General features: G+C 52.6%; 12 protein-coding genes. 6 read left to right on the top strand and 6 right to left on the bottom strand.

Features of this window, described 5'->3' with window-relative positions:
- Position 1: 1 nt before the first annotated feature.
- Positions 2 to 1,519 carry a CYTH and CHAD domain-containing protein gene (locus ACSF8W_RS21860; protein WP_500849218.1) on the bottom strand — a complete coding sequence of 506 codons (1,518 nt, stop codon included), beginning with the start codon at positions 1,517 to 1,519 and terminating at the stop codon, positions 2 to 4.
- Between the two features lie 183 nt (positions 1,520 to 1,702).
- On the opposite strand from ACSF8W_RS21860, the gene ACSF8W_RS21855 reads away from it, so the two are divergent.
- From ACSF8W_RS21855 to ACSF8W_RS21845, 3 genes are all read left to right on the top strand, one after another.
- Complete coding sequence (locus ACSF8W_RS21855; protein ID WP_428476983.1) at positions 1,703 to 2,383, top strand: TIGR00153 family protein; 681 nt, start codon at positions 1,703 to 1,705, stop codon at positions 2,381 to 2,383.
- A 31-nt stretch (positions 2,384 to 2,414) separates the two neighbouring features.
- Entirely contained in the window at positions 2,415 to 3,686 is a 1,272-nt protein-coding gene (locus ACSF8W_RS21850) for an inorganic phosphate transporter (protein ID WP_500849217.1), read from the top strand.
- 125 nt (positions 3,687 to 3,811) lie between these two features.
- Complete coding sequence (locus ACSF8W_RS21845; protein WP_500849216.1) at positions 3,812 to 4,429, top strand: TIGR04211 family SH3 domain-containing protein; 618 nt, start codon at positions 3,812 to 3,814, stop codon at positions 4,427 to 4,429.
- 85 nt (positions 4,430 to 4,514) lie between these two features.
- Here ACSF8W_RS21845 and ACSF8W_RS21840 read toward each other — a convergent pair whose 3' ends face one another.
- Entirely contained in the window at positions 4,515 to 5,405 is an 891-nt protein-coding gene (locus ACSF8W_RS21840) for a general secretion pathway protein GspB (RefSeq protein WP_500849215.1), read from the bottom strand.
- Positions 5,405 to 7,120, bottom strand: coding sequence for an ExeA family protein (locus ACSF8W_RS21835; protein WP_500849214.1), 1,716 nt, complete (start codon positions 7,118 to 7,120; stop codon positions 5,405 to 5,407). The genes ACSF8W_RS21840 and ACSF8W_RS21835 overlap by 1 nt, the downstream gene beginning before the upstream one ends.
- Before the next feature lie 188 nt (positions 7,121 to 7,308).
- Between ACSF8W_RS21835 and ACSF8W_RS21830 the strand changes: the two genes are divergently transcribed.
- A complete protein-coding gene (locus ACSF8W_RS21830) occupies positions 7,309 to 8,538 on the top strand; it encodes a multifunctional CCA addition/repair protein (protein ID WP_500849213.1) in 1,230 nt (409 codons plus the stop codon).
- 141 nt (positions 8,539 to 8,679) lie between these two features.
- Complete coding sequence (locus ACSF8W_RS21825; RefSeq protein WP_500847844.1) at positions 8,680 to 10,002, top strand: IS4 family transposase; 1,323 nt, start codon at positions 8,680 to 8,682, stop codon at positions 10,000 to 10,002.
- A gap of 69 nt (positions 10,003 to 10,071) precedes the next feature.
- Here ACSF8W_RS21825 and ACSF8W_RS21820 read toward each other — a convergent pair whose 3' ends face one another.
- The 3 genes from ACSF8W_RS21820 to folB are packed head-to-tail and all read right to left on the bottom strand — an operon-like array spanning position 10,072 to position 11,726.
- Positions 10,072 to 10,875, bottom strand: coding sequence for an undecaprenyl-diphosphate phosphatase (locus ACSF8W_RS21820; RefSeq protein ID WP_500849212.1), 804 nt, complete (start codon positions 10,873 to 10,875; stop codon positions 10,072 to 10,074).
- Positions 10,876 to 10,890: 15 nt separating this feature from the next.
- Positions 10,891 to 11,376, bottom strand: a complete 486-nt coding sequence (gene folK, locus ACSF8W_RS21815) for a 2-amino-4-hydroxy-6-hydroxymethyldihydropteridine diphosphokinase (RefSeq protein ID WP_500849211.1) — start codon at positions 11,374 to 11,376, stop codon at positions 10,891 to 10,893.
- Entirely contained in the window at positions 11,373 to 11,726 is a 354-nt protein-coding gene (gene folB, locus ACSF8W_RS21810; RefSeq protein ID WP_500849210.1) for a dihydroneopterin aldolase, read from the bottom strand. Before folB ends, folK begins: the two co-directional genes overlap by 4 nt.
- A 213-nt stretch (positions 11,727 to 11,939) precedes the next feature.
- Between folB and plsY the strand changes: the two genes are divergently transcribed.
- Entirely contained in the window at positions 11,940 to 12,593 is a 654-nt protein-coding gene (gene plsY / locus ACSF8W_RS21805; protein WP_500849209.1) for a glycerol-3-phosphate 1-O-acyltransferase PlsY, read from the top strand.
- Positions 12,594 to 12,640 lie beyond the last annotated feature (47 nt).

The following is a 12,640-nucleotide window of genomic DNA, read 5'->3' as shown; positions in this document are numbered from 1 at the left end:
ATCACGGCCAGTACGGCGACAAATCAATCCCCATCTGGCGGGTTTGATCCATTGCGTGGATCAAGGATTCTTCTTTACGCTGCAACCATTTTTCCATCTGACGACGATCTTCATCGTCCTCTTGAAGCGGGATCAATGCACGTATCGGCTCTAACTGACGCAAGTCATCAATCCCCTGCAGGAGATCCAGCCACGGCATTCTGAATGCCTGACGCTTATCGGCGTCATACAGTTCAGCAAAGCTCAGGCCACTCATCAGATTACGCAATAGACGCGGATGCTGGTCGAGATAGTCTATACGGTTTAGCTGACGCTCGGTCGGAAACACATCTTGCAGTTCCTGCCATGAACGCGCCAACATGGTATCGGCAAACCCTTTCACCGGCTCTGCCAGACGGTGGCGGGCTTTGTCATCAAGGAACGGCTGCCAACCACGACTCAAGATCCAACGACTCAGATCCAGCAGCAAGCCACAGTAACGCGCGGACTCAATCAGCAGCAAGGTATCTTCCGGCGCAGGCAAATCGTCACGGTGCGCTTCGATCTGCTTGATGAGCGCTTTACGGCAATCGAGCTTGCGCAAGGCGTAGCCTTTTTCTGCCAGCAAATCCCCTAATCCTGCCGATTCCGCCAGCCAATCCAACTCGCCTTCCAGCCATTGCAACTCTTGACGTAACAGAGCACTGGCACGGCGCGGGATCATCCCACCGAAGGTTACAAAGGTTTGGCGCAACAAGCCAAGGGCTTGCTGGATTTGCTCCAGAGCAGCTTGTTCTTGGCGTTCAGCAAAAATTTGCTCGTGGTAATGCCAATGGCCCAACGCATGCTCAAGGGTTTTGACGAACACCGTTTCCACGCTGTCCTGATCGCCCAATGGCACGCTGCTCAACGGCTTCACCTCGTCCCCGGCGTAGTCCGCCGCCAAACGATAGCCACGTGCGGCTTTGCTCAGGTTACCCAGGCGCATCCCGCCTTCGGTACACAATTCACGCGCCAGCGTAAATAAGGCGTCCGTTTGTCCGGATTTCAGCTCCAGTTCGACTTCACAGATCGGGAAGGTCTTGCCATTGGCATTGACATCCCCCTGATCGAAAGCCAGTTCCACTTGCGAACCATCCGGCATCGCAACCAACCATTGCTGACGAACAAAATCAGTGGAGAACAGCGGATTAAGCTGCTGCTGAACCTGTGCAATATCGAATCCTTCTGGCCACGCATCGGCGGGATGAAGCATCAGATCCGGCGTGGTGCCGGTGGTTTCAGCATTGTATTCTGGGCGCTGGTGTAAGCCAGCCACCACTCGCCCTGCGGTTTTCAATGTTTGAACAAACACATCGTCGAAACGACGAATACGCAGGCCGATATCGTGCTGGCGAAGAATTTGGTCTGGGGTGTCAAAGTAGACGTTACCAAGGGCACGACGACTTTGTTGCAGAATTTTGAGTGCGGCGATCTTGCGCAATAATTGACTCGAAAATTCTGGCGAGACGAAAAACTTCAGTTCTATCTCGGTTTCCATAGTTATACCTATAAACAGTGGCAAACCAAGGATATTGGCAATTTCATTCGGGGGCAAGCACGAAATTTAAACAAATCGTTGATCGAAATTAGTTCCCCTATACTTACTTATGCGTTACCATTCGCGCCTTAATGACCATCGCTCAAGAATTCGCCAATCCGGCTCTTTCTAGGTTATTCGGCTATGCCTGTAAATACAATTATGGGGCTCTTTGCTAAATCCCCAATCAAACCGCTGCAACGCCACGTTACTCGCGTAAATGAGTGTTGCGAACTGCTTGTCCCTTTCTTCGCTGCCTGTGAGGCGGGAGATTGGAATAAGGCGTCCATTTTACGCGAACAAATCTCGCAGATTGAAAAAGATGCGGATGTACTAAAGCGTGAGATCCGTCTGAAACTTCCTCGTGGTCTGTTTATGCCAGTCGACCGCACTGACATGCTCGACCTCCTTACCCAACAAGACAAATTGGCGAACCTCGCCAAAGACATCGCCGGCCGCGTTCTGGGCCGACAGTTACAAGTCCCTTCCTCTATGTACCCTGACTTTGTGGCATACGTACAACGTTGTCTCGACGCGGCTAATCAAGCCAGTCGTGTCATCAACGAATTGGACGAGCTGCTAGAGACAGGTTTCAAAGGTCGTGAAGTCACGCTAGTGGCGGAAATGATCAACCAACTAGATGTTATCGAAGATGATACTGACAGTATGCAAATCATCCTTCGTCAACAACTAATGGCCATCGAAGACCAGCACAGTCCGGTGGATATCATGTTCCTCTACAAGATCCTCGAGTGGGTTGGCGGAATTGCCGACCAAGCGCAACGCGTGGGCTCGCGTCTTGAAATCATGCTATCGCGTTCGTAGCGAGAGAATGTAACTAAAACAAGGTTTTACAATGGAAATCCTGACTAACTATGGCACCATGATTATTTTGGTGGCGGCTTTCTTTGGTCTTTTGATGGCGATTGGTATTGGTGCGAATGACGTTGCCAATGCGATGGGTACCTCTGTCGGCTCTAAAGCGCTGACAGTTAAGCAAGCAATTATCATTGCGATGATTTTTGAATTTGCCGGTGCTTACCTTGCCGGTGGTGAAGTGACTGACACCATCCGTAAAGGCGTGATCGACATGTCTTACTTCAATGCCCAGCCTGAAGTGCTGGTGTACGGTATGATGTCTGCCCTGCTTGCAGCAGGTACATGGCTTCTTTTGGCGTCTTACATGGGCTGGCCGGTTTCGACCACACACTCCATTATTGGTGCCATTATTGGTTTCGCATGTATCTCTGTCGGCCCTGAAGCAGTGTCGTGGGGTTCAGTAAAAGGCATCGTAGGTAGCTGGTTGATCACACCGTTGATCTCTGGTCTGTTTGCTTACGGTATCTTTATCAGTGCTCAGCGTCTGATCTTCGACACGGATAACCCATTGGTTAACGCTAAGCGTTTCGTGCCTGTCTACATGTTCATTACTGCGATGGTTATCGCGTTAGTGACCATCAAGAAAGGCCTGAAGCACGTTGGTCTACACCTTTCTAACGGTGAAGCATGGGCAGCCTCTGTGGTTGTTTCTGCGATTGTGATGGCCTTTGGTTACATCTATATCAGCCGTAAGTACAAAGATGACGATGGCTCGTCAATGGACAGCAACGGCTATGCCGGTGTTGAACGAGTATTCAGCTTGTTAATGGTTGTGACAGCGTGTGCGATGGCGTTTGCTCACGGCTCTAATGACGTAGCGAATGCGATCGGTCCACTGTCTGCTGTTGTATCAACCGTACAAAACGCAGGTCAGCTTGCTGCTGAATCAGCGATTGCATGGTGGATCCTACCACTGGGTGGTATTGGTATTGTGATCGGTCTTGCGACCATGGGTCACAAAGTAATGGCCACTGTCGGTACAGGTATTACTGAACTGACACCAAGTCGTGGCTTTGCCGCGCAGCTAGCGACCGCGTCAACCGTGGTACTGGCATCAGGTACTGGCTTGCCAATTTCAACCACACAAACCCTTGTTGGTGGCGTGATCGGCGTGGCGTTTGCCCGTGGTATCGCTGCATTGAACTTGGGTGTGGTACGCAACATCGTGGCTTCTTGGGTGGTTACCCTCCCAGCAGGCGCACTACTTGCGGTCATCTTCTTCTATGCAATGCAAGCAATGTTTGGTTAATCCTCGTCAAATCTGGCTTGGGTTCAAAAGAGGGAGGCTTTGCCTCCCTCTTTTCTTGCACCTGTGCCGCAAAGTTTTTAGACTTTGTCCTCTCGAGAAAATAGGCTCTCCCAAGGAATCAAATTGTGAAGCACTTAATCCGCTTACTTATTCTGGCATGCGCTGTTGCTGCCCTGCCAGTCAACGCTGAACAAAGTCGGTATATCTCCGATGATCTGTTCACCTATATGCACAAAGGTCCAAGCACACAGTTCCGCATCATTGGCAGCGTTGACGCTGGCACGAAGGTGGTATTGTTGGAAACCAACCGTGAAACGGGCTACAGCAAAGTTCGTGATAGCCGTGGCCGTATCGGTTGGGTTAACGCGGATTACCTGTCTACGCAGATGGGCCTGAAAGAGCGTGTTCCGGCACTGGAAAAAGAACTGATGGAAGTCAAAGCCTCACTGGCTGACGCACTGCAGTCTGGCGACACCAAAACCGCCAGCCTTCAGGAGACCGTGAAGAAACGCACTGAGCAAATCACTGACTTGGAAACCAAGAACAGCGATCTGAATACGCAGCTGATGGCTTCCCAAGCCGAGATCCGCGAACTCCGCGCCAAGATCGACACACAGAAGAATGACCTGCTGATGCGCTGGTTCACTTACGGTGGCATGGTTGCCGGCGGTGGCTTGCTGTTTGGTTTGGTCTTGCCGCACCTGATCCCACGTCGTCGCAAGCGTAACAACGGCTGGGCATAAGCCTGACCACACGCATACCCTTGCAACAGACGTAAAAAAGGCAGCCTTTCTGGCTGCCTTTTTTCTATTTATATCCCGTGCTCTCTTACCAAGACGATAGCGCGGGCATTGAGATCAAAAACTTCTCAAAGGTAAATGCCACGTTACGCGGTGAGATTTTTTTCAATACCACGCCCGGAGCAATCTCATCCCCTTCATACGCTTCTTCCCCGTTCACTTTTACCCAACGGCTGTCCGGGGATGACGAGTAAATGTGGGTTTGGAAATCCAACTTAGGGATGCGGTTTTTCATCGCCATCGGCATGTCGGCCAAATCAATGGCTTGATAATCGACCTTCCCCCCGATCGGAATACCCGCCCGCTCATTTTCCAGCAACTCAGGCATGGGCTCACTGCCCTCCTCCGTGGCGGCGATCGCTGAACGCAATTGTGCGGCCAACTCTGGAGAGATGTCGGTGTAATCTAACGCTTCCAGATCCCACGTTTGAGAGGCTGGCTTGGTCGGCGGCACAAATTGCGTCGTCTCACTCGACCCAAGGCTGTCACCCCCTAACGGCTGATGTGTCGCGGCAATCACGTCAGGATCAGCTGGATGACGCGGCAGCGGTTCGGTATACAAATCCGGATAGCTCAGGCGCTCAATTCCGGCGGGGAAATACGGTTCGTCCTGAATCACTTCCACCACGGGTGTGGCGCTCGCTTCTTTGTACACTGGCGGCGTGTCGTCAGACATTGCGGCCACCGACGCAGACACCGTAGACGCAGCCGTCTCAGAAGACGCGCCACTGTACATGCTATACCCGACTAACCCAACCACAGGCAACATCACTAACAACGCCGTACGGTAGCGCTGAGCCCCCCGCTTCGCCGCGGCACGCGGGTCAGTCATCAATTCCGTCAACAGCGAAGAGGAAGCACCCGTTGCGCCGCTATTTTGCGATTCCGATTGCGCAATCGCAGATAACAATTTAGACATTAGCTTCTCTCCGCCTGCAAGGTCGGCCCAGGTAAATTCAGCGCAGAATCAATCATCATAAGGGTACGTGGGCCAGCAATGCCGTCCACAGACAAGTTCTGCTCCTGCTGGAAACGACGCAGCTTATCCAGCAGGCTTTGACCAAAGGTTTCTTGGCTTTCTGGCAGCGCGCCTAACAAGGTGCTCAGCTGGTGATCCAGCCAAATTACGCGCGGGCCCGCTTGCCCATAGCGAATGGCCGCACTGTCACCCAATGGCGGACGCCAGAGCAAGGTGTAGCGACCGTCCCAACGGGCATCAAACCACGCCGATGACACCGCAATACGTTCCCCGCTGAGTAACAGCTCCACCTCATCATCGCGCGTGGCATACACGGTCGCGTAATACTGTGCGCCGTCAGGCTCACGCAACGCCACCACCGCTGGGCGGTTGACCTGACTGAGCTGCGCCAACGTGCCTTTGCCATCGTAACAACGCAAGGCAATACGCTCACTGGAGTCACAAGTGGCCAAATTCAACGCCGGATCGTAACCCCATAACCGGTAAAGAGTCTGCATCGCATTGGCTTCAGACTGTGCTTGCAGCACGGTATAACGCCAGTTCTGCACAGGATCAAGCGGCGCTTGCACCACAATGGTCGGCTCAATGGCTGGCGTCTCAGTAACCGGATCGGGCGACAACACCGGCGTCAATGGGGACGCCTCCGTGGCAGGGGTTACGGGACGGACACTGACCGCCGTTGACGGCGTAGCCGTTGCAACCTTGTCACTCGGGCGGGTCGGCAAATCAATCCAGCCCTGCCACCAACCCACACCCAACGCGATCACGACACCCGCCGCTAAGGCCGATATCGGAAAAGCACCACGGCGTGATGCATGGGTTTTCTGCGTCGGGGCTTTGCGTGGCAGTTGCCAGCTCAGCACTTCATCACAGGCACGGGTCACAATGTGCTTGTCCAACTGGTGACGCATCGACTGGAAGCCATACAACATGGCTTTGTCACACACCAAGTTGATCAAACGCGGGATCCCCCCCGTCGCACGGGCGATCTGAAGATTCAACGCAGGGGTAAACACTTGGTGTAAACAATCCACCGCCCGTAAGCGGTAATTCACGTATTCACTGACTTCTTCTTCGTTCAGTGGCAACAGGTGATAACGCGAGGTGATCCGCTGCGCTAACTGGCGCAGGTTCTCTTGCTGCAACAGTTGCTGCAGTTCCGGCTGCCCCACCAACACCACTTTTAGCAGTTTGGTGCTGTCCGTTTCCAAATTTGTCAGCAGGCGCAATTGCTCAAGGGCGTCAGGCATCAAATGCTGCGCTTCATCCACCAACAACAGGGTTTGTTTGCCGGCTTTATGGTTGGCCAGTAAATGCTGGTAGATACCGTCGGTTAACTGCTTAATGCTGCTTTGCTCGGTATAACTGATACCCAGCTCATCACTTAAACCGGCCAGCAACTCATGCGTTGACAATGACGGGTTCAGGATCACGGCGACCTGCGTTTCTTGTGGCAATCGCGCCACAAGGCCGCGTAATACCGTGGTTTTACCGGTACCGACTTCACCGGTCAGTAACCCGAAACCACCGCCGCCACCCAGGCTCGCCAGCATATGCGTCAACGCTTCACGGTGACGCTCGCTTAAATAAAGAAAGCGCGCGCTAGGGACAATCGAAAACGGCGATTCCGAGATCCCAAAAAAATCCTTGTACATGCTGTAATTCTCGCAATGAGTCGAAGGAGATAAAAAGTAACGTTACCTTTACCGCCGCTGAATGTATAGGGGGAAGGCGGTTGCGATCACGACAATTCATATCAGGTCGCGGGATGTTAGTGATAATTGTGCAGTTTGATATAATTCTTACACAAAACTATGGCACTCCCTCAGAAAAGGTGACACGCGTGGAGAAATATTTAGTCGGCGGAGCGGTGCGGGATGCACTGCTTGGCCTACCCGTAAAAGATCAGGATTGGGTCGTGGTCGGCGCCACACCGGCAGAGATGCTGGATCAAGGGTACACCCAAGTCGGCAGTGATTTCCCCGTCTTCCTGCACCCGAAAACCAAGCAAGAATATGCCTTGGCCCGTACCGAGCGAAAATCCGGCGCAGGCTATACCGGCTTTGTTTGCTATTCCGCCCCCGACGTGACGCTAGAGCAAGACTTGCTGCGCCGGGATCTGACCATCAATGCCATCGCGCAAGCGGATGACGGCACCCTGATTGATCCGTATCACGGACAGCAGGATCTCGACCAACGTGTCTTACGCCATGTCTCTGACGCGTTTGTGGAAGATCCGCTGCGCGTCTTGCGCATTGCCCGCTTTGCCGCACGCTTCGCCCATTTGGGCTTTACCATTGCCCCCGAAACGCTGGCGTTAATGCAGGACATGGTGGTGGCCGGTGAACTGGCGGCCTTAACGCCCGAGCGCGTCTGGCAAGAATGGGAACGCTCACTGCACACGGAGAACCCGGAGATCTTCCTGACCGTGCTACGCCAATGCGGGGCGCTGGCGGTGATCATGCCGGAAATCCATGCCCTGTTTGGTGTGCCGCAACCGGAAAAATGGCACCCAGAAATTGACTGTGGGATCCACACGCTATTGGTGGCTGCGCAAGCCGCACAGCTGAGCCCGTCCCCCGTCATTCGTTTTACCGCACAGGTGCATGATCTGGGCAAAGCCCTGACCCCTGAAGCGGAATGGCCAAGCCATAAAATGCACTGCCAAACTGGGTTAGGCGCGATCCGTGAACTGTGCCAACGCTTGCGCGTGCCCAATGAATACCGCGATACGGCGTTGATGGTGTGCGCCCAGCACACCAAAATTCACACCGCCGCCGAACTGCGACCGTCAACGTTTATCAAAATTTTTGATCAGATAGATGCATGGCGTAAACCTGAGCGCGTCGAACAACTGGCGCTGTGCTGTCGGGCCGATGTCCGTGGCCGTACTGGCTTTGAAGACGCGGAATACCCGCAAGCTGACATACTGCAAGCCGCGTTTCTTGCGGCGCAAAGCGTGGCAGTCAAGCCCGTCATTGATGATGGCTTTACCGGCCCCGCAATCAAAGAAGAGCTCGGCAAGCGCCGCGCGATCGCCGTACAAGTCGCACTGGGACGTACCCGCGTGTAGTACTGGTGAGTGAGACCCGTAACAACAAAAAAGCCCAGCGATAAACGCTGTAATGCTGATCAGTTAACGAAAAAATGATCAGTTGAACGATCCTTACAGCATGTCAAAATCCGAGTGTATTCACTGCACTCGGATTTTTTTATGTTCCTCAGACAAGCACTTCATGAAGTCCACTCATTTTCAGCAACAGAACTATCAGGGTTATCAGATCTCCTGTCTCCAGACATCATTGAACAGTGCTTAAACGATACCGGCGTTGCCACAATTCGAAAACGACGCCTACCAATGGAGCTAATGGTGTGGAGTGTCGTTGGGATGTCGTTGTATCGGCATCTTTCTATGGAAAAAGTTGTTTCTCAACTCGATATTCTCTTGCCGGGTAAGAAGCCATTTGTCGCACCGAGTGCTGTCATTCAAGCTCGAAAACGGCTGGGTCATGAACCGGTTGAAGCCGTATTTAACAAGACACAACAACTTTGGCATGAGAAAACACCGCATCCAGACTGGCACGGCTTAACATTACATGCTGTAGATGGCGTAGTGTGGCGAACACCGGACACGGCTGGTAATGACGCGCATTTTGGTCGAACAGGTAACAAGACGACCATTTCGGATTACCCCCAAGTTCGTATGGTTTGCCATATGGAACTCACGAGTCACCTTCTCAATAGTGCTGCTTTTGACTCCGTATCAGTGAGTGAAGTTGACCTGACTGCTCAACTTGTTGACCAATCTCCATCCCACAGCCTTACCGTATTTGACCGAGGTTTTTATGCATTAGGATTACTTCACCGTTGGCAAAGTAGTGGTGAAGAAAAGCATTGGTTAATCCCGTTACGCAAAGGTGCACAATACACAACGATAGGCAAGCTAGGTAAAGGCCAGGAACTTGTGGAGTTGAGACTTTCCCCTCAAGCGAGAAAGAAATGGGCGGATGCACCTGAGACACTGCAAGCTCGTTTAATAACAAAAACAATTAAAGGAAAAGAGGTAAAACTGTTGACCTCAATGACTGATCCGATGCGGTATCCGGGGGCTGATATCGCTGAGCTATACAGTCACCGTTGGGAAATAGAGTTGGGTTATCGGGAAATGAAGCAATATATGCTGCAAAACAACCTAACACTGAGAAGCAAGACTCCAGAGTTAGTGACCCAAGAGCTATGGGGAATGTTATTAGCTTACAACCTATTACGGTTCATGATGTGCCAAATGGCCTACTCACTGAAATCAGTAATGCCGTACCAAATAGGTTTTAAACAAGCATCAATCTTCTTACTCAGCCAACTTCAACTCCTGCCCGCAGTAGCACCGGGTCGTATACCAGAAGTGATGAATTACATACTGGATATGGCGGAAAGCTTTGTTTTGCCCGATAGAAAAGAGCGGAGTTATCCGAGAGCAGTAAAGAAAAGGCCGAGTCGCTATGCGACTCGGCCTCTGAAGAAACGTAAGTTATCTTAACTTACATGCATTACAGCGATAAACGCTGGGCTTTTTATTTTGAACGCGTCGCTTCGCCAAGCGAAGTTATTACTGGCTGATCAAGAACGCAATCAAACCGGCGCCCAGTAGTAAGCGGTAAATCACAAACGGCAACATACCCAGGCGCGTCACCAGCTTCAGGAATACGTGAATACACGCGTATGCGCTGACAAACGACACCGAGATACCGATCGCCAACACATTCAGTTGGATCGGTGTATCACTGTTCACCAAGCCAAGACTCAGGTAGCCACCAGCCAACAAAATGATCGGAATGGACATCAGGAACGAGAAACGGGCTGCCGCTTCACGGGTAAAGCCTAAGTACAGCGCCGCTGTCATGGTCGCGCCAGAACGGGAAGTCCCCGGGATCATCGCCGCCGCCTGTGACAAGCCAATGAACACCGCACGTTTCCAATCCGCTTGGTATTCGTCATCTTTTTGCGTCGCGCGGGCATCGACCCACCACAACAACAAACCAAACACGATGGTCGTAATAGCAATCACCCACGCCGAACGCAGGTACAGCTCAATGATGTCTTTCATGAACAGGCCGAAAATACAGGCCGGAATGGTCGCGATCACGATCATCCATGCCAATTTAGATTCGGCATTGTGTTGTTTCTTGAAGATCGATCCAATCCACGCTGACAACAGTGATACCACTTCTTTACGGAAGTAGCCGATCACAGCCAACAGGGTACCGACATGCACCGCGACATCAAACACCAAGCCCTGATCGGCCCAGCCGAAAATCGCAGAGGGTAAAATTAAATGGGCAGAACTGGAAATCGGCAAAAATTCGGTCAGCCCCTGGATCAGGGCCAGGATAAAGGCTTCAAAATGACTCATACGGTTTAACTGTCCTTAAATAACAAAATCGTCCACTGGCCACAGGGCCTGTTCACGATGAAATGCCTGCCACACTTGACGCACTGTACGACCATCTTGCGGGATCACCCGCTCTGGACACAGCTCCATCAAGGGGCGCAGCACAAACGCGAATTTAAATATATCGGCACGGGGCAACTGCGGCGCAACGTCACTGACGCACTCCCCATAGAGCAGAATATCAAGATCCAAGGTGCGGCTTTGATTCTTCTGCGCAGTCGGGGAACGGCCATACTGCAACTCCAGCTGCTTGAGCGTGTGCTGCAGGTCGACCAGCGACAATGACGTGGTAATGGCCACCACCGCATTGTAGAAATTGGGGCCGTCAAAGCCGACCGGCTCAGCCTCATAGATCGTCGACACCGTGCATGCCGTCCCTAGCTGCTTGAGTTCAGCAATCGCGACGTGAACGTGGTAGTCCCGCTCGATGTTCGACCCCACGCTGATATAGGCGGTGATCACCGGTTGCCTCGTTCAATCTGCACACCCACGCCACGCGCGGCGGGAACAGCACCCGGTTTGGTCACACGAACACGGATCCAAGGCACGCCAAACTGTGTCATCACCAGCTGGGCGATCTCTTCTGCTACGCGTTCCACCAACAAAAAGCGACCACCTTCAATGTGCTGAATAATCGCGCCACTGACCGCGGCATAATCCAACGCCAAGGTCACATCATCGTGCGTTGCCGCAGGACGGTTGTCATGTGCCATTTCAACATCAAGCACGAGTTTTTGCTTGATCGTTTGTTCCCAGTCATACGCCCCAATGGTGGTGATAACTTCGAGATGTTCGATAAATACTGAATCCATGTTCAATCGCTAATTATGTTAGAGGTCGGATACCTAATTTGAGCCAAAACGCGTATTATCAGGTCGTAAACGTCGATATAGTATGACGTTGATTTAAAAGCTCATCAGGTTGCCTATGAGCCCAAGGGTTTGCACTATACCATATGCCCACAAAAGCAACATAATAGACCAAGGATAATTCGGCGATACTCTCGCCCGTAACGGGAATCCTGCATGACACCATTCGTCCTGTTAATCATCATCAGCGCCTATTTGCTGGGATCCATCTCCAGCGCCGTGCTGATCAGTCGCCTTTATGGCCTGCCTGATCCGCGCGAGTCCGGCTCCGGTAATCCCGGTGCCACCAACGTGCTACGCATTGGCGGGCGCGGCGCAGCCGCAGCGGTGCTGTTCTGTGACATTCTTAAAGGCATGTTACCGGTATGGCTGAGCTATTTGATTGGCGTGAACCCTTTCATGCTGGGCATCATCGGCATCGCGGCCTGTCTGGGCCACATCTATCCCATTTTCTTTCATTTTCGCGGTGGCAAAGGGGTCGCGACCGCACTCGGTGCCTTAGCCCCGATCGGGTGGGATCTCAGCGGCATGCTGATCGGCGCGTGGCTGCTCACTGTGCTGGTATCGGGTTATTCATCTGTCGGAGCGATCACCACCGCCTTGTTTGCCCCGCTGTTCACATGGTGGGTGAAACCGGAATACACCATGCCGGTCGCCATGCTGTCGTGCCTGCTGGTCTTTCGTCACCATGACAATTTACGTCGCCTGCTGGCTGGCGAAGAACCCAAGATCTGGCAAAAATTCGCCCGAAAAAGCGCGGCTAACGCAAACGCCCCTCACCAAAACAAAACAACCCCGCCACAGGAGTGATCCTGCGCGGGGTTGCTCATTCTGACTCACCGTACACCGAGGGCGTG

The organism is Photobacterium sp. 270122K (assembly GCF_059941365.1).
The sequence above is the reverse complement of the archived record's forward strand: the minus strand, read 5'-3'. Positions and strand labels throughout refer to the sequence as shown.